Origin of the sequence: Flavisolibacter ginsengisoli DSM 18119 (genome assembly GCF_900129295.1) — a bacterium.
In the GTDB taxonomy this organism is placed as follows: domain Bacteria; phylum Bacteroidota; class Bacteroidia; order Chitinophagales; family Chitinophagaceae; genus Flavisolibacter; species Flavisolibacter ginsengisoli.
In genome coordinates, this window is sequence record NZ_FQUU01000010.1 from 59,254 (window position 1) to 77,708 (window position 18,455).

The 18,455-nt window shown below is 41.9% G+C and carries 16 protein-coding genes and 1 other RNA gene; 13 read left to right on the forward strand and 4 right to left on the reverse strand.

Features of this window, described 5'->3' with window-relative positions; all coding sequences use genetic code 11:
• Nucleotides 1–27 precede the first annotated feature (27 nt).
• Complete coding sequence (locus tag BUA53_RS12385; RefSeq protein ID WP_139256424.1) at nt 28–705, reverse strand: hypothetical protein; 678 nt, start codon at nt 703–705, stop codon at nt 28–30.
• A gap of 199 nt (nt 706–904) precedes the next feature.
• On the opposite strand from BUA53_RS12385, the gene proS reads away from it, so the two are divergent.
• Nucleotides 905–2,380 carry a proline--tRNA ligase gene (proS, locus tag BUA53_RS12390; protein WP_072835703.1) on the forward strand — a complete coding sequence of 492 codons (1,476 nt, stop codon included), beginning with the start codon at nt 905–907 and terminating at the stop codon, nt 2,378–2,380.
• Between the two features lie 1,254 nt (nt 2,381–3,634).
• The gene (locus tag BUA53_RS21045; RefSeq protein ID WP_139256425.1) at nt 3,635–3,838 is read left to right on the forward strand and encodes a hypothetical protein; all 204 of its coding nucleotides are present in this window, start codon (nt 3,635–3,637) and stop codon (nt 3,836–3,838) included.
• A 147-nt stretch (nt 3,839–3,985) separates the two neighbouring features.
• On the opposite strand, the gene BUA53_RS12395 is transcribed toward BUA53_RS21045, so the two are convergent.
• Nucleotides 3,986–4,780 (reverse strand): RDD family protein, encoded by a 795-nt coding sequence (locus tag BUA53_RS12395; protein WP_072835704.1) that lies wholly within the window; start codon nt 4,778–4,780, stop codon nt 3,986–3,988.
• A gap of 91 nt (nt 4,781–4,871) precedes the next feature.
• On the opposite strand from BUA53_RS12395, the gene BUA53_RS12400 reads away from it, so the two are divergent.
• From BUA53_RS12400 to truB, 7 genes are all read left to right on the forward strand, one after another.
• Nucleotides 4,872–5,837, forward strand: coding sequence for a stage II sporulation protein M (locus BUA53_RS12400; RefSeq protein WP_072835705.1), 966 nt, complete (start codon nt 4,872–4,874; stop codon nt 5,835–5,837).
• Entirely contained in the window at nt 5,830–6,627 is a 798-nt protein-coding gene (locus BUA53_RS12405; protein WP_072835706.1) for a DUF4129 domain-containing protein, read from the forward strand. The genes BUA53_RS12400 and BUA53_RS12405 overlap by 8 nt, the downstream gene beginning before the upstream one ends.
• Nucleotides 6,624–7,835: a DUF4350 domain-containing protein gene (locus tag BUA53_RS12410; protein ID WP_072835707.1), complete on the forward strand. Its 1,212-nt coding sequence runs from the start codon at nt 6,624–6,626 to the stop codon at nt 7,833–7,835. The genes BUA53_RS12405 and BUA53_RS12410 overlap by 4 nt, the downstream gene beginning before the upstream one ends.
• A gap of 1 nt (nt 7,836) precedes the next feature.
• Nucleotides 7,837–8,814, forward strand: a complete 978-nt coding sequence (locus tag BUA53_RS12415) for an AAA family ATPase (protein WP_072835708.1) — start codon at nt 7,837–7,839, stop codon at nt 8,812–8,814.
• Nucleotides 8,814–10,166, forward strand: a complete 1,353-nt coding sequence (locus BUA53_RS12420; RefSeq protein WP_072835709.1) for a DUF58 domain-containing protein — start codon at nt 8,814–8,816, stop codon at nt 10,164–10,166. The genes BUA53_RS12415 and BUA53_RS12420 overlap by 1 nt, the downstream gene beginning before the upstream one ends.
• 239 nt (nt 10,167–10,405) lie before the next feature.
• The gene (locus BUA53_RS12425; protein ID WP_072835710.1) at nt 10,406–10,780 is read left to right on the forward strand and encodes a hypothetical protein; all 375 of its coding nucleotides are present in this window, start codon (nt 10,406–10,408) and stop codon (nt 10,778–10,780) included.
• 207 nt (nt 10,781–10,987) lie between these two features.
• Nucleotides 10,988–11,674: a tRNA pseudouridine(55) synthase TruB gene (gene truB, locus BUA53_RS12430; protein WP_072835711.1), complete on the forward strand. Its 687-nt coding sequence runs from the start codon at nt 10,988–10,990 to the stop codon at nt 11,672–11,674.
• Here truB and BUA53_RS12435 read toward each other — a convergent pair.
• Nucleotides 11,662–14,022, reverse strand: coding sequence for a BamA/TamA family outer membrane protein (locus BUA53_RS12435; RefSeq protein WP_084080046.1), 2,361 nt, complete (start codon nt 14,020–14,022; stop codon nt 11,662–11,664). The two genes, truB and BUA53_RS12435, sit on opposite strands and share 13 nt — an antisense overlap.
• 17 nt (nt 14,023–14,039) lie before the next feature.
• On the opposite strand from BUA53_RS12435, the gene BUA53_RS12440 reads away from it, so the two are divergent.
• A complete protein-coding gene (locus BUA53_RS12440; protein WP_072835712.1) occupies nt 14,040–14,774 on the forward strand; it encodes a TrmH family RNA methyltransferase in 735 nt (244 codons plus the stop codon).
• 363 nt (nt 14,775–15,137) lie between these two features.
• Here BUA53_RS12440 and BUA53_RS12445 read toward each other — a convergent pair whose 3' ends face one another.
• Nucleotides 15,138–16,373 carry an ABC transporter permease gene (locus BUA53_RS12445; RefSeq protein WP_072835713.1) on the reverse strand — a complete coding sequence of 412 codons (1,236 nt, stop codon included), beginning with the start codon at nt 16,371–16,373 and terminating at the stop codon, nt 15,138–15,140.
• A 174-nt stretch (nt 16,374–16,547) separates the two neighbouring features.
• Between BUA53_RS12445 and BUA53_RS12450 the strand changes: the two genes are divergently transcribed.
• The 3 genes from BUA53_RS12450 to BUA53_RS12460 all read left to right on the forward strand — a co-directional run bounded on the left by BUA53_RS12450 (nt 16,548) and on the right by BUA53_RS12460 (nt 18,451).
• On the forward strand, nt 16,548–17,831 hold the full coding sequence (locus BUA53_RS12450; RefSeq protein ID WP_072835714.1) for a type IX secretion system plug protein: 1,284 nt from the start codon (nt 16,548–16,550) through the stop codon (nt 17,829–17,831).
• A 120-nt stretch (nt 17,832–17,951) separates the two neighbouring features.
• Nucleotides 17,952–18,051: signal recognition particle sRNA small type (ffs, locus tag BUA53_RS12455), an RNA gene on the forward strand.
• A 34-nt stretch (nt 18,052–18,085) separates the two neighbouring features.
• The gene (locus tag BUA53_RS12460; RefSeq protein ID WP_072835715.1) at nt 18,086–18,451 is read left to right on the forward strand and encodes a four helix bundle protein; all 366 of its coding nucleotides are present in this window, start codon (nt 18,086–18,088) and stop codon (nt 18,449–18,451) included.
• Nucleotides 18,452–18,455 lie beyond the last annotated feature (4 nt).

An 18,455-nucleotide genomic window follows, 5' to 3' on the forward strand; every position in this document is an offset into this window, starting at 1 on the left:
TTTAGGATAAAAAGGCATTGATTCATTTTAATTTCTTCCCCTGGTAGCATTACCCCTGCTGCTGCCGGAACTTCCGGAAGAAGAACTGCCTGATGAAGAGGAGTTGCTGTTTGATGGCGCACTATAGGTTTTTGAATTACCTGAACTGCTGCCAGAACTGCCAAATACTTCACGTAAAAAACTTCCGGCGTTCGTACCGCTGTTCTTGTAATTATTATTGTTGCTGGCCGGTGCAGAATAAGTACGGGGAACACTGGAGGTGAACCCTTTTGGATTATTCGGTTGCACAGGTGTGTCAAAAACACGCAGGTTAAAAGTGCGCGGTTTATTGTAAACAGTGGCTTTAGGGTTGTAAACAACTACCGTGTTGCAATTATAATATGGATTATACAATACATTCCAGTAACCTACGGTATTCCAGGAATTGTAATATAAATAAGGATTGGAAGGATAATAACCATAGTAATAATTATCATCCAGAGTAGACCATCTGCGGTCACGAACCTTCATGCGTAGATAACGGTCGTCACGGTATTCATCTTCATTCTGATACATCCGGTCATCCTGCTTTTCTACACGCACATATTCATCTTGCTGGCGTGCAGGAGAAAAATAAACATCATCAGGCGTTTGTCCTGTTTTGTATGCTGAAGTACAACTGGCGAAAACAAATACAAGGGAAAAGAAAGGTATATATGATTTCATGGCAGATGATTTAGAGGTTAATATTACTTTTGCCATCTCACAGTAAATTTCTACAATTTGCTGTTAATTAAAAGATAATTGTATTACTGATTTTTCTGGTCTTTGTTTCCGCTTCAAAGTTCTGAAATGTTTTCCAGCTTACCATCAGTGTTACAGAATAAACAAGACTAAAAAGAGAGAATAAATTATAAACAAAAGTATGAGCAAAGAGATCACTTCAAGGGAACAGGATTACTCGCAATGGTACAATGACCTGGTAATAAAAGGAAGCCTGGCAGATTATTCCGCTGTCAGGGGCTGTATGGTGATCAAACCTTATGGTTTTGCCCTCTGGGAAAACATGAGGGATGCACTGGATAAAATGTTCAAGGATACAGGACATGTCAATGCTTATTTCCCATTGTTCATACCCAAAAGCTTCCTGAGCAAGGAAGCTGCCCACGTGGAAGGATTTGCCAAGGAATGTGCCGTGGTGACGCATTACCGTTTGATGAATGATCCTAATGGTGGTGGCATTGTGGTAGATCCTGAAGCCAAACTTGAGGAAGAACTGATCGTGCGTCCTACCAGTGAGACCATTATCTGGAATACTTATAAAGACTGGATTCAGTCATACCGCGACCTGCCCATATTGGTCAACCAGTGGGCTAATGTGGTGCGCTGGGAAATGCGTACAAGGCTATTCCTCCGTACAGCAGAATTCCTCTGGCAGGAAGGTCATACCGCCCATGCCACTCCTGAAGAAGCAATTGCAGAAACAAGGCAGATGCTGGAAGTATACGCCACCTTCGCCGAAGAGTTCATGGCCTTGCCGGTGATCCGTGGCGTTAAGACGGAAAGCGAACGTTTTGCAGGTGCAGTGGATACCTATTGCATTGAAGCGCTCATGCAGGATGGTAAGGCCCTGCAGGCAGGTACCTCTCACTTCCTTGGGCAGAACTTTGCCAAAGCATTCGACGTAAAATTCCTGAGTAAGGAAAACCAGTTGGAATACGTCTGGGCTACCAGTTGGGGTGTAAGCACCCGTTTGATCGGTGCCCTGGTAATGGCGCACAGTGATGATGATGGACTGGTATTACCTCCTAAGATCGCCCCACTGCAGGTTGTCATAGTGCCTATCTATAAAGGTGATGAACAAAAAGCACAGATAGGTGCTAAAGCTGATGAAATAATGAAAGGATTAAAGGCCCTCGGTATCAGGGTGAAATATGATGATAATGACAATGCACGTCCCGGGTGGAAGTTTGCCGAGCATGAGTTGAAAGGTGTTCCGGTTCGTTTGGCACTGGGGGCCCGCGATCTGGCCAATAACCTTGTAGAAGTAGCCAGGAGAGATACGAAAGCAAAAGAATCCATATCACTGGATGGGGTAGTGGAGCACATTGAAAAGCTGTTGGTCGATATACAACAAAGCATGTACAATAAAGCTGCTGCCTATAGGGAAGAACATATTACGAAGGTGGATAGCTGGGAAGAATTTGAAAAGGTATTGGATGAAAAAGGTGGTTTTGTATCCGCTCATTGGGACGGCACTGCTGAAACCGAAGATGCCATCAAAGAAAAGACTAAGGCTACCATTCGTTGCATTCCTTTGAATAATACCCAGGAAGATGGAAAGTGCATTCTTACCGGCAAACCTTCCAAGGAGCGGGTGCTCTTTGCAAGGGCTTATTAAGAAAGAGTCGGAAGCCAGGAGTCTGTAGTCGGGAGTCATGAGCAGTCTATAAAATTGTTGCCTGTTCTATATCTGTCATTACATTGTTTGTGGTTGAAAAATTTATTCATTAGCCATTTTACGATCTTCAGTTCAGAGCTCAACCTTCTTTGCAATACAATATTCCTATTGATTTGATCTTATCCCGCAAGTCTTCCTGGATATTCCCAGGCGGCTTGCGGGATTATTGTATGCTTCCTTCCCAGTTCATGATATCACTGGCAGCCATTATTGTATCATATTTTAAGAAGCAGCTGTCTTTCTTCAATATAGACTCCCGATAAATAATAATCCTTTCTATGCCTGGTAGTCAGGTAAAAAGGATCTTCCTCGTCTTGTCAACAATGACTGGGTAAAATACTAAAAAAATTAGCACTTCCTATCAATACTGGACTATTTTTTTATCCACCTGGTATCTTAGGTCATTTCGGGGTGATACTTAAAGAATATAAGAAAGTTGCAGGGCCAATGTAAAAACCAAGCAATTGATGGGATGTCCCGAAGATATCCCGAGGATATCCCGAGGATAAGCCGACGATAAGCCGACTCTAATAGGGTCGGGATATCCTCGGGATATCTATGGCTTATGCATGGGTTAACAATGGAAGATGATGCAACCTGGTATAGGTTGACTATAGAATCCTTGGAAGAAAAGCAGAGCTATGGAACACGGATTTTGGGGATAATTTCATTGCTTAACCGGCAATTGCTCCCGGGTCAAACGGCTAGTGTCGAGCTGGGAAATTTTGAGATATAAACCTTAACCCTGCTTTTGTTTAGTCATAGGCTTGAAACTGTAGGTCTTAAATATGAATATCTTATGTAAGGTTATTGGTATTCAGAACAAAAACCATTTTTCCTTCAAATAGCAATTAGATAAGTTTTAACCAATTTATCTATCATACCTGCGTTATAGTGAAGAGATAAAGCTATTTCGTGTATTTGCGCAATCATTTCCATAATGGCAATTATCATGTTTTTAGCTCTATTTCTTTCGTAACTTTAAAAGAACGAAAAGGCCATAGTTATAGCAGGGCTTTAATTGCTTGATTGGAATTTCTCCAGCTTGTGGACAATGACCCACACAATGATACTCAAGGATCCTATCCTTAATAAACCACAGCAGCTAACTGCAGGCACTAATTTCTGTGAACGGAATATGTTTTAAGCCAGGCATTCCTACAATTTGATTTCTTGATATAAAAACGATACGTTATGACATCATCAATTAAGTGGATCGTATTATGCCTGATGTTTGCGGTTATTTCAATATGGTTATATACAGCCATTGATAGTAACTGGTCTCAGGAGAATCACGCGAGCATCTGGTTGACAATTTGCTTTTTCCTTTCCGCAGTAGCTACAATTTTATGTGGCTTCAGTGCTATAGAAAATAACGATGAACTGGCAAGGAAATAAGCAAGCCAGGTATTCCATGTATTTTGTGTCGATACACCCTGGGAGGAAATGAATCTATACTTTTCACTGGCCTAAAAGGTAACGGTGAGGCCGGGGTGTAATATTTTATTGCAGTATTGGCAATAAACTTCTTAAAAGCTGGTTATTTTAATGTGACACCAGGTAATTATAATCCTTCAGCAATACCTCGAGGAAGTCGAAAGGAGAGAGTGGGGTTTCGATTTTTAAATGGGTCTTTATCTTATTGCTGGCCATTTCTGCCAGGTTGTAATCATGCCGCTTCTTGGCTGAATCCAGTATCCCCTTCAATGCATTGATATCCCTGTCGCTGAGCTGCATGACCTGTGGGAAGGAAGGTACATAGGTATTTTCCACTTCAAGGAAAACAGTGTCTGAAATAGATCCTTTTTTGGTAACACTGATCACGAGTGTATGGGCCAGCAGGTCGCCCAATCTCTGGCCTTTGGCTGAATTGACCAGGATGATATCTATGAACAAAAGCACCATGGGAATGCCTATCTTCCAGAGGTAATCGAAATCGCCTTCCTTTGCTGCCACAGGTGCAAATAGCATTACCACTACCACCATGTAATCTGATGTACGAATGAGCCAACGGATGACATATTGCCCTATGGCAGGCTGACCACCATTCTCATTGACCACCTTCAGGCGCATGATCCTTTTTCCAATGCTTTGGCCATTCATGGTGATCTCGCAAACCAGGTGATAGAAAAGATATGGCACTATGAGTAACATGATCATTGCCCAAAGCATATTTTCTGATCCCCTTCCGGCAAACCAGATAAGCACCCGTGCAGCTACTACCAGGTACATTACTAATACTATAGAATCAAGCAACCAGGCCAGCAACCGCTTGTAAAAAGGTGCTGCTTCAAATTCAAGGTCAATATTAAAATTGGTTAAAACCCGGATGGTTGACATGCTATCTGTTATTCTAATTACAAAAGTTTAAACTTAGTTTTTCTGAACTAACTATCGTAAAAATAGTATTTTACGACTTCAAATTACCCTATTGCGCGAAGGCCTGTTCATAAAAAAAAATAAAGACCGCTGGGAGAGAGTTCAGCAGGAATCGGCCCAGGGCGCCGATGAAATGGCTACTGATTTTGTGAAGCTGGTAGATGACCTGGCCTATGCTAAAACCTTTTATCCCACCAGCCGGGTCACCCGGTATATTAATTCCCTGGCTGCCCGTATTTACCTGAAGATCTACCAGAACCGAAGGGAAGAGTCAAACAGGCTACTGAAATTCTGGAGGTATGATGTACCTCTTACAGTGAAAAAGCACCATACCATTATCCTTATTGCCTTTATCATTTTTGCACTTTTCTTTTCTGTTGGCTTTTTTTCAGCCTCTCATGAACCTGGATTTGTACGAGAGGTTTTGGGCGATAATTATGTGAATATGACGGAGGATAATATAGAAAAAGGCAATCCTTTCGGTGTATACCAGGATCCTAATTCTTTTGTCATGTTCATGCGCATCATGGTGAACAATATCCTTGTTTCCTTCATTTATTTCTTCAGGGGTATTGTGCTTGGGATACCCAGCCTGGTTTCCCTGGGCAAGGAATCTATACGACTGGGTGCATTTGAACATATGTTTTATGTAAAAGGACTGGCAGGCAAGGCTGTTACTACGGTGCTGATTCATGGTATGCTGGAACTCACAGCCATTATTATTGCCTGCGCAGCTGGAGTGGTAATGGGTACCAGCTTTTTATTTCCCGGAACGCGGCGTCGGGTAGATGCTTTCCGCGAGGGTACGAAGGACGGTATCAAAATGATCATTGGATTGGTACCTGTCTTTGTATTAGCTGCATTATTCGAAGGCTTTGTTACGCGGTATTATAAAATGCCATTGCCTTTGAACCTGGCCCTGTTGTTTTCTTCCGTGGTTTTTATTGTCTGGTATTTTATCATCTACCCTGCACGTTTATCTGCCAGTACTCAAGAACCGAAGGAGGTGCATGCATAATAATTGTTTTAAAAAATATTATCTCCGTATATCAGCAGTTACACTGGCCTGCATAATCCACATGGCTGCATGGTCACAGGATAGCTCAGGATACCCGGATAGCCTGCCCGCTGTCTCGGAGGTTGAGGATACTGTTATAACGCAGGTAACCAGTGAGGAAGGTAATACTGAATTGTTTGATACCATAAAGGAGCCCTTACAGGTGGTGGTAAGGAAAGTTCCTGATACAGTAGTATCACAATTAAAGAAGGATGAAAACTACTGGTACGTCAATACGGCCCCGGAGCGTGAAAAGAAAAAAGCCCCTGTTAAGGATCCATACTGGTACCGGAGCGCATGGTTCACTCAATTACTCTGGTTCCTGGTATTGGGAAGCTTTTTGGCGATCATGATCTGGTTCCTGGCTTCCAGTAATATATCCCTGTTTCGTAAAAAGAACGTGGCCATCAAGGATGTTGAAGAAATGGAACCCGGTGAAAATATTTTCACGCTTGATTATGGAAAGGAGCTACATAAAGCCCTTGCAGCAAATGATTTTCGACTGGCCATCAGGTTATGGTATTTGAGTACGTTGCGCGACCTGTCCGAAAAGGAATTTATCACATACAAGACAGGCAAAACAAATAGTGATTATGTAGCCCAGTTATACAACACGCCTTTGTATAAAAAGTTTTCTACCCTTACCAGGGTATTTGAATATACATGGTATGGTGAACTGGCATTGAACCATGAGCGCTATGCTCTTTTGCAAAAAGATTTTGAAAGTTTTAAAGCGCAACTGGCCCAATGAGAAAGTACACCTTCCATATCATTGCCGGCCTGGTAGCCATTGCATTCCTTCTCATCCTGGTCTTTTCAACAAAGAGTAAGAAAATGGATGAAAGGGTCACTTTAAAGCAATCGGATAAGATACCCTATGGTACTGCCGCTGCCAAAGAACTTTTGCCTGCTATTTTTCCCAATGCCACCATCTATTACAATAAGTTGTACCCGGCTTATTGGGATTCTCTTGACATGGAGCAGGGCAACCAGGCTGTGATCATCATGGCTGATCAATTCAATGCTGATGAAGATGAGATCAGCAGAATTATATCCTTTGTGAAAAAAGGTAATTATGTTTTCCTGGTAGCCAAGTCTTTCTCTTACGAAGCAGTGCAGGCTTTTCATATCTCCTATAATGAGAATACTATAGACCAGTTGATCAACCGTGAAAATGACAGTCTTCGTTTGCGGTTGGAAAAACCGGTTTTCGCCTCAGACAGGGTTTATTTATATCCAGGAAAAAAGTATGAAAGCTCAATATATGCTTTGGATACTTTGCGATCAAGGGTATTGGGCAGGGGAGAAAATGGCAGGCCTGATTTCATACAAATGCAGTCAGGGAAGGGAAGTATTTTCATTCATGTTGCGCCATTGGCATTCAGCAATTATTTCCTGCTTCATAAGGATAACGTTGGCTATTACCAGTCTGCGCTATCCGTTATTCCTTCTTCGGTCAATAAAGTTTTATGGAATGAATATTACCTGGTGAAGCCTAAAGGAACTAAGGATAAGGAACCAAACTGGTTAGGCGTATTGATGAAATATCCTGCCTTCAAATGGGCATTATTGACAGGTATATTAACACTGTTGATCTTTGTGCTGTTGGGTATGCGCCGTATGCAAAGAATGATACCGGCATCTGTGAGGCCTCATAATGATTCACTGGATTTTATTAAAACAATGGGGCGCCTTTATTTCGACAAAAAGGACCATAAGAACCTGGCAAAAAAAATGGCCAGCTATTTTCTTGACCATGTTCGTTCTAATTATAAAGTATCAACCTATACTTTAGATGAGGAATTTGCCCGGAACCTGCACTATAAAACAGGATATCCCGAGCAGGAGATTGCACAACTGGTGAGATTTATCAATGACCTGGATGGGTTGCCGGCAATATCTGATAGCCAGTTGACCCATTTTCATAAACAACTGGAATTATTTTATCAAAATACCTGAAATGGAAGAACCGATTTTTGAAATACGAACCGACCTTTCTGAATTGAATGATGCTGTTAATGCCGTGCGGCAACAGATCAAAAAGATCATTGTGGGCCAGGATGATATGGTGCGCCTGATCATCACCGCGCTGCTTGCGGATGGACACGTGCTGATAGAAGGTGTACCCGGTGTGGCAAAGACACTGACTGCCAAACTGGTGGCCAAATGCCTGGCTGTGCAATTTTCGCGTATACAATTCACGCCTGACCTGATGCCATCTGATGTTTTGGGAACGCCTGTATTCAACCCAACGAATGGAACATTTGAATTTAAAAAAGGTCCTTTGTTCAGTAATATCGTCCTGATAGACGAGATCAACAGGGCACCTGCAAAAACACAGGCGGCCTTGTTTGAGGTGATGGAAGAAAAGCAGATCACGGTGGATGGAAGAACCTACCCCATGGCAGTGCCATTTATGGTGCTGGCCACCCAGAACCCTATTGAACAGGAAGGCACTTACCGTTTGCCGGAGGCTCAGCTTGACAGGTTTTTATTCAAGGTGTTGGTGCCATACCCAAGTGAATCAGAGGAAATGGAAATACTGACACAGTTTCACCAGATGGGCAATACCAATGTATTGTCCACCATTGAGCCGGTGTTGAAAGCAGAACAACTGGTATCGCTCCGGAAGCAGGTGAAGAATATTGTTATAGAAGAAAAATTGCTGCAGTTCATTGCCAAACTGGTGCACCAGACAAGGAACCATAAATCCATTTACCTGGGTGGATCGCCCCGTGCTTCCCTGGCGATCATGAATGCATCAAAGGCCTATGCCGCCATTAATGGTCGCGACTTTGTAACACCGGAAGATATACTGGAAGTAGTTCCTCCTGTGTTGCGTCACCGGATCATTCTGTCACCTGATAAGGAAATGGAAGGTGTATCGGAAGATGCAGTACTTCGCCAGATCATTCAAACCATGGAGATTCCCAGGTAATGCTGCAAAGAATTTTCGCCATATGGGATTCGACCTCATTTTACCTCAGTAAATTGGTTTATTACTGTGGCTTTGGCATTGCTGTGATTTTTGCTTTAAGTTATTTTGCAACTCCATTCTTCAATATCGCATTATTGCTATTAATATGCCTGTTGATAAGCATATGCATTGACGCCTTCATTCTGTACCGTAAAAAGGATGGGCTGGAAGTAGAGCGGATTACAGGAGAACGTATGAGCAATGGGGATGAGAATAAAGTGGTGATCGATTTAAACAACCAGTATGAATTCAAAGCGCATTGCCTGCTGATTGATGAATTGCCCTTCCAGTTCCAGGAACGCAAATGGAAAAGGGTAGTGGAAATAGAACGTGGGGCAACAGCCCATTTGCAATATGTGTTGAAACCAAATGAACGAGGTGAATACCATTTCGGGAATATCAATGCTTACGTGAAAGGTCCCCTGCAACTGGTACGCAGGCGTTTTATCTTTCGCCATGAAATAACAGTAAAAGTCTATCCTTCCTATATCCAGATGCGCCGTTTCGGATTGATGGCTGTGGCACATCACCTGCAACAGACCGGCGTGAAGCGCATGAGGAAGCTGGGACACAGTATGGAGTTTGAGCAGATCAAGGAATATGTGCGGGGCGATGATTACCGCACTATCAACTGGAAGGCCACGGCACGCAAGGGTGACCTTATGGTCAACAATTTCACAGATGAAAGGAGCCAGCAGATCTATTGTGTCATCAATAAAGGAAGGGTGATGAAGATGCCCTTTGAGGGTATGACCTTACTGGATTACGCCATTAATGCATCCCTGGTCATTTCCAATGTGGCGTTGCACAAACAGGACAAGGCAGGCCTGATCACTTTTTCACAAACGCTTGATGCCTTTCTACAGGCAGATAAAAAACCTACCCAGATCAACCATATACTTGAAGTGTTGTACAGGCAGGAGACCAATTTCCTGGAGCCGGATTTTGAACAATTGTTTTCCATTGTTCGCAACCGCATCAATCACAGGAGCCTGCTCATTCTCTTCACCAATTTTGAATCTATCGAAAGCCTGCAAAGAGAGCTTCCCTTCTTAAAATTGCTGGCGCACTATCATTTGCTGATGGTGGTATTCTTTGAGAATACTGAACTGAAGGAACTGACAGAGCAAAAGGCTACTACTATTGAGGATATCTATATCAAGACCATTGCTGATAAATACCGCCATGAAAAAAAACTTATTGCCAAAGAACTGCAAGCCCATGGCATCATTGCTGTATTAAGCACGCCACAAATGCTCTCTATCAATACCATGAACAAGTATCTGGAGTTGAAGAACCGCCAAAGCATATAAGGTAAATTGCCGGCGGCAATTTGTTTATGGTTTATGGTTTTTTGTTTCTGGTTCGTTAGATTGGAGGGAACTATGAAAAGAAATATACTTTAATTGAGGGGGGCGATTTGCCTAATAAGCAAATGAAATAAGCGAGCGATGAAAATATAAGGTAACACTGTTAATCTCAATAAGAAGCCTTACCTGTAGTAAAATAAAATAATTCATTAGAGATATGCCACACTTAATACAGAATTAAAATGCTTAATGAAATAATTGATTTTTATAAAAATAAATTTCCATTAAAGATTATTGTCATTAATTGGGATGAATATATTTTAAATATTTGCGGTGAAGGGTGGACCTTTAACACGACATCTTGCTGGCGAATTATCAATCAAAGAGGGCTTTACGGGAGTGATGATAAAGAAGTGGAGACCTATATTAAAAATCTGGAAGGAAATTTCATTTTAAAAATTGAACATCTTAGTAATTTGAAAATTGATTTATCTTTTGTATTATCAGATAAGACAATTCTCCAGGTTTTTTGTAGCTCATATTTTGAGCCTTGGGTTTTTCGCATTGATAATCATAAAACATTTGTTGCGTATTATGATCCTCTATCAGACATGTAATGATATTTGCTGGTATGTTTCTCTTTCCCGATGAGTTAACACATCAGTGGCCAAGCATAAACAAAAGATGTTTAATCACAAATGTGAATGCCTTAGAAGGCCCTCCTTATCAACTTTTCAACTTGTTAACCTGTCAACTCACGCATTTTCCATATAAATACCCAAACCTTAAACTTTTATTCCTTCCCCTCCCTACATTTGCCGGCCATGCAAGCAATTCCAAATGTTTACGAAGAGGGGAGGGTGCTACTGATCAATAAGCCATTACGGTGGACCTCCTTTGATGCAGTGCGAAAGGTGCGCAACCTGACCAGGACAAAAAAAGTGGGTCATGCAGGCACACTGGATCCCCTGGCTACAGGATTGTTGATTATCTGCACGGGAAAGTTTACCAAGAAGATCAATGAGTACATGGCACAGGAAAAGGAATATACCGGTACCATTACACTGGGCGCCACTACGCCCACTTACGACCTGGAAAGTGAACCCCAGGACTTCAAACCAATTGATTCAATTACCCCTGAACAGATCAATGCTGCCACAGCGGCTTTTACAGGCCTGATCCAACAGGTGCCACCCATTCACTCCGCCATTAAGAAAGAAGGGAAAAGAGTGTATGAACTGGCTAGGCAGGGAGTGGATGTAAAACTGGAAGCCCGGCCTGTAACTATTTCGGTTTTTGAGATCACGGCCATAGAAATGCCGGTTGTGCATTTCAGGGTGGTCTGTTCTACTGGTACCTATATCAGGAGCCTGGCCAATGATTTTGGAGCAAGCCTGGATTGTGGGGGTTATTTGAGCAGCTTATGCAGGACAAGAATTGGTGCCTTTTCATTAAGTGAGGCACTGTCCATGGAAGCATTTGAAAAACAGCTAAGGGATCAGAAGGGATAATCAATTCCCAACTGGAACTGCCCGTTCAACAATTGCCAGTTATAGAACCATTTGTTTTGTTCAGCAGGATTGCTGGCATCAGGTGTTGGGTTCTTTACTTTATATGCATATTCAAAGCGCAGCTTCAGGAAGCCAAAATCTACCCGTAAACCGGTTCCCGCGCCAATGGCAATATCTTTCCAGAGTTTATTCAACCTGAATTCTCCATCGGGAAAATCAGGATTCTTTCTCAGGAACCATACGTTTCCTATATCAGTGAAAAACGCGCCATTCAAAATAACACCGCTGATATTGGCGAGGTAGAACCTGTATTCTGCATTGGCCTCCAATCGCATATCTCCAAAGCGGTCAGGATTGTTGAAACGGGTAAAAGACTTTATAGAGGATCCGGGTCCTAATCTTCTAACGCCCCATGCCCTCATACTGTTGGGACCACCCACAAAGTATTGCCTGAAAAAGGGCAGGAAGAGGTTTAAAGAGTCTAAAGATGATGTAGGTATTCCATAGCCCAATCCACCAAATATGCGCCAGGCAAAAGCTGACCTGCGAATACGATGCGTTTGCCTGAATTCTGCATCCAGCTTGACAAACCGGTATAGGTTTGTATCCAGGAATTTGGATGGTATGAGGCTGGCTGCAAATCCTGATATTTCTCCACCTACTGTCAGCAGGTTGGTGACATTCTTACTGCCACCCGCCCGGTTATAGTTGGCAATTGTGGAAAGCACCAGGCCTTTATTGAAAATATAACGGTAAGATTTATTAGAATCTATTAACTGCAGCAAACCTGCCTGCCTGTTAAGAAAGTAATATTCAATATTGGGGAAGCGAATGCCTAACAATTTATTGCCCCATGTTTTTTCATAGCCCCATGAGGTATTGACAGATTGTACTGTATAATACTTATACCTGTCAGTATAGGAAAGATTAACACCCAGGATAGTTCTTACATTTTCATTGCTTCCTTTGAAAAGGGGAAGTTCATGAGGTACTTTACGTGGGAATTGGATCGTATTGCTTAAGGAATATTGCTGCGTTTGTATGGTAGTTTGATTGGTAGCCGATTTACCATTCAGCTCGATGCCATAACGCAAATTGGTAACCGCCAGGTTGGCTGCCCGGGCAAAGTTCCTGTTTTGAAGGCCAAAGTTTATACCCAATCCCAACAAATTGCCCGGTTCCGGGAAGGTGGTCAGGTTGCGGCTTCCTTCAAGGTTAGCACTGAACTGGTATTTGCGGGAAGGTGTAAGCTTGATATCAAAGTCCACTGTATCCTGTCCAATACGAGGGTAAGGCGTAATGGTGACTAACCTCCACGCTGTGAGGGCATTAAATTTATTTTGTGTTTTAAGGTAATTGCTTTGTTTATATAAATCTCCCTGGTGCAGGTAGATATAGTCTACAAGCTTGCGGTTCTTGAATAGGGCCGGATAGGAAATGAACTGGTATTTGCCAATATTTTCAATGGTAGGATAGTAAAGCGCCGTATCCGCACTAAGATCAGGGAATACCCTCACTTTGCCTATAAAATACCGGATAAACCGCGCAGAATCGGGACTGGTGCGTAAGCGAAATTCAACATCTGCCGTAGGGTTCAACCGCCGCTGCCTCAGTTTCTCTAGTTGCTGCGCTTGTTCTATTGGATCAAGGGTAGGACGTAATAGGGCAAGTCCTACTGTATCCCATAGTACGAGCATTTCATCACTTGTATAACGGAGAAATCCATTGTCCCTGTAGATATCTGAAAGGCGGTTGATCTCCTGCGATAGCACGGGCGTAGAAAAAGGATCGCCTTTTTTTATGAACGTTTGCCCCATAGACTCATTAGTGAGTTTTTGCAGGGTATCCCTGGCAGGGCTATGGATAATACTTTGGTCTGAAGTATCGATCAATAAGTTATATGATATGGAATCGAGCTTGAATAGTTTTGCAGAAACAACATTGAAGTTGATGGTAGTGCGGTATTGGTTGCCAATGGTATCTATCTCAGTGCTATAATTAATAGAATCCCGGTAATAACCCAAGGAAGTCAAAAAGCCTTTCATGAAAACAATGGACTTTACGGCATTGCTGCTATCATAGACCGGTGGCGATTTCAAAACCTGGGCTACCAGGAACTTTTTTACCCAGCGAACACGCATACTGTCGTGTAATTGCTGGTCAAGACCTTCAGTCAACACTTTTTTTTCGGTGGTGCTAAAGTTATCTTGCAGGTTAATATTGGTCTTGTACACAAAAGGAGTATTTACAGGATAATCCTTAATGGTGCACGAAAAGAAAAAAACAGATAATGCGGCTGCCAGGAAAAGGTAATATCGTATGTAAGGTTTTGCCGCGGAAACAAACATAAAGTAAAGCCAGTCTAATGCTTAGTAAAAAAGAAATCAAAGATATTCAAAGTTTGGGCCTAAAAAAACACAGGGAAGAAACCGGCCTGTTTATAGCAGAAGGACCAAAAGTGGTGAATGAACTGGCCCAGGCACTTCCAGGTGAACTGCAAATGATCTATGGTTTGAAAGACTGGATCGAAGAAGCAGGTCATTTATTCGATAAGCACAAGCTCACGGAGATCTCGGAATCTGAATTGGAAAGAATGTCGCACCTGCAAACTGCACACCGGGTATTGGCCGTATTCAGACAGCTGCCAGCTAAAGAACCATTGGCAAAAGGTTTTACACTGTACCTGGACACCATACAGGATCCGGGCAATTTTGGAACTATCATCAGGATAGCAGATTGGTTTGGTATCAGCGATGTAGTATGCAGTACTGGTTGTGCAGATCTTTATAATCCAAAAGTGGTTCAATCTACCATGGCCAGCATTGCCAGGGTGAATGTCTATTATGATGAAGAAGGCCTCTGGCTCACCAGGCATAAGGATGTTCCTGTATTTGCTGCCGCACTAGAGGGCAAATCCGTTTATAGTTGCAATAACGTATCCAGGGGCATACTATTGATAGGCAATGAATCAAAAGGCATCCGCAAGGAATGGTTGTCAATGGCTACAGAAAAGATCACCATACCCAGGATAGGGGAAGCTGAGTCATTGAATGCAGCAGTGGCCACCGGGATCATTTTATCGCATATGATGAAGAACTAAGATTAGAGAACTAAGATTATTAAGATTAATGAGGATTATTGAGGAGAATATCGAACAGATGAACAAAGAATATCGAATGATGAAGGTTTTCGCCGGATAGGGTTTTATTTGATTCAGTCTTTTCTTAGGATGTAGGATGAATAATAATCAATAAGCAATGCTCAATTTTCAATGTTCAAGTAACAGAAAGAACTAGGATTTTATTGGAGTAAAAGGATTTTTGAGGTAGATGGAAGTCTTGGTTATTACACCTATTTCTATTCGATTTTAGGGATCGCAATAATTATTTGGTGTATGTCCTTATTTTTTACTTATATCTCTCCTTATCAACTTTTCAACCTGTTAACTTGTTAACCAGCGTACTCAATTAAACCTTATCGCCTTGATCGGTTGCACGCTTCTTACAATGAAGGAAGGAATGAACAGTACCATCAGTGAAACAAAAAGAGTTCCTGCGCCTACAGCAACCACCTGCCACCAAATGATCTTTACCGAGGCACGGTCCATATAGTAAGCGTCTTCAGGAAGGCGGACAAAGCCTGTAGATTGTTGTAGCCATAGCAGTGTTAATGCCAATATGGTCCCTCCAATGATGCCCATAAGGGTAATGATGACAGAATGATGGAGGAATATTTTTTGAACCGTCCAGTTGGTAGCTCCCAGGGATTTTAATATACCAATCATGCGCAGCCGCTCCAGCACCAATATGATCAGGCAGGTAATAAGATTGATCACAGCAATCACGATCATGATGGAAATAAGCACCGTACTATTAGTATTGATAACCTGAAGCCAGTCGAAGATATTAGGATAGATCTCTTTCACTGTTTTGGTTTCCCAGGTCTGGGGTATCTCATCGTTGTTATATATGGCATTACTTACCTGGTCCATCTGCTTATAGTCCTTCAAAAAGATCTCGTACCCACCAATTTGATCATCCGACCATCCATTCAACCTCCGAATGAGCTTTATATCTCCAATGGCAAATGTTTTATCATATTCTTCAATACTGGTTTTATAGATACCAACAATTGTTAGTTTGTCAGGCCGTAAACTTCCATCAGGACGAACAAAATAGATCAGGATACGGTCATTTAATTTCAAATGCAATTGGTTGGCCGTATAGGTTGAAACTACGATCTCCCTTGAGTAAGTACTATCATTAAACTGTATCCATCGACCCTGTTTTAAAAAGGATGCCAGGTGCTGAAAATTATAAGTTGAATCCAGGCCTTTCAGCAGGACACCTTCCATTTCTGCATTCGTTTTCAAAATAGCATACTTTGTCGCAAAGGGATGCACTGTTGCCACCTGGGGCATATTCTTTACAATGCGCAACAGGCTGTCATTGGATTCAATAGGTTCTTCTTCTGCTATGCTTGCCTTCATAGGCTGCCGGTAACCAATGCGCACATGACCCCAAAAGCTGAAGACCTTTTGACTGACCGTATCCTGGAAACCATTGACAAAAGACAAGGTAACGATCATGACCGCCACACTTATAATGGTTGCAGCCACAGAAAGCCTTATAATGAACCGGGAAAATGATTTTTGTTGGTTAAAGGCGATGCGCTGGGCTATAAATGAGGCTACATTCACAATGAAAAGTTATTAAAGAAAAGAGTTTCAGGCACCTGTAAACATAAAGCATCCTTTCGGTCAGCGTTTTCGTCTTTAGCTGCGTGTAGTTCCTACTGGAATAAATAGTCACTACGGCTTTTTTCCGGGCCAAAAATAGAGCCTCGTTTTTTAAAAAGCTTATTTTTAAAATTAATGAAAAGAAGATCACTGTTGCTATGGCTCATATTTATCGTTGCAGCCGAGTGCGCCACGGCACAAACAGCTAATGAAATTTATGGATCTACTATAAGATCTGCCAAATTATACCGCTTGGGCGACCAGACATCCTTCCCTGTGATCGATATCAATGGCAATGATGCCCTGCAAATGGAGTTTGATGACCTGGATAACAGGGTTAAAAACTATTATTACACCTTTCAGTTGTGCAATGCAGACTGGACCCCTAGCATCCTGCATCCGTTTGAATACATCAAGGGATTTCAGAATGTGCGCATAACTACCTACCGGAATTCTTCTATAGCCATGACAAGGTATGTAAACTACCAGGCACAGGTTCCTGACAGGAATTGTTATCCTTCAAAATCAGGGAACTATTTATTAAAAGTGTTCCTTGATAGTGACACTTCAAAGCTTGCTTTTACTAAAAGATTTGTTGTAGTGAATAACCAGGCTACTGTTGGCGCACAGGTGCAGCAGCCCTATAATGCCCAATATTTTAAGAGCTTCCAGAAGCTTTCCATTGCAGTAAAAACAGATCCCCGCATTCAATTATTTAGTCCATCCGATCTGAAAGTAGTGGTATTGCAAAATAATAACTGGCAGACTTCACTTTACATCGATCGTCCTACTATAACCAGGGGTAATTATTATGAGTATAGTGATGAGAGCATTACAGCTATGCCTTCCGCCCGGGAGTTTCGTTGGCTGGATCTGCGTAGCCTCAGGTTGTTAAGCGACAGGGTGCAGCGTATGGACGTTATAAATGATTCTACACATATTTATGTAAAACCAGATCCCTCGCGTACAGGAATGCCTTACATATATTATAGGGATCTGAATGGGAGCTATACGATCGAGACTATGGAAAGCATCAACCCGTTCTGGCAGGGTGATTATGCCTTTGTGCATTTTAGTTATTTTCCACCGGACAACCGGCCTTATGAAGGAAGGGATGTGTACCTGTTTGGTGAGTTGACCAACTATGGAACTGACGCTACAGCAAAAATGGAGTTTAATAAAGAAAAGGGCGCTTATGAAAGAATATTATTTCTAAAACAAGGATATTATAACTATGCGTACATGACGAAACCCTTTAAAGGTCAGGGATATCCCGATTTTAGCCAGACAGAAGGTGATTACTGGGGTACTGAAAATGCCTATACAGTATTAGTGTATTACAGGCCATTTGGCGCGAGAGCTGATGAATTGATAGGATATACAACGCTTAATTCAACATTCCAGAGACAAGGGTTTTAGGGAAGTAATATTTAAGATTTAATATTTAATATTTCAGTTGCTCATGCAAATGAATTCCGCTACCGCTTAAAAAAATTATTAAATATTAATGCTGGCATCTTAAATCATTTATATTTGCAGCGGCAGGTCTTATACGGCCAGCTCCTGCTGAACTCCCCCAGGACCGGAAGGTAGCAAGGGTAGGCGGTTGTAGCGGTGCGATGTAAGTAGCCTGCCATTTTTTATTGACAATTGTTTATTTTCAATTGTCAATTATGAATAGCATAGAACTTCAAAACCGCCTTAAAACATTTGCTTTGCGCCTAATACCTCTCTGCGAAGCACTTCCTAAAAAGAAAATTTCAGCAATTATAGAAAGTCAGATTTTACGATCTGGTTTTTCTGCAGCAGCCAATTACAGATCAGCCTGTAATGCCCAATCAAAAAAGTCATTTATTGCCAAACTAAGTATTGCATTGGAAGAAATAGATGAATCAGTTTTTTGGTTGGAAATAATAAGAGATGTTAACTTGCTGCCGCAATCAAAACTTGACCTGATTATTGTGGAAGGAGTTGAACTAACAAAAATATTAGGAGCCTCACGAAGATCAGCGAGACAAAAATTGACAACTAACAATTAAAAAA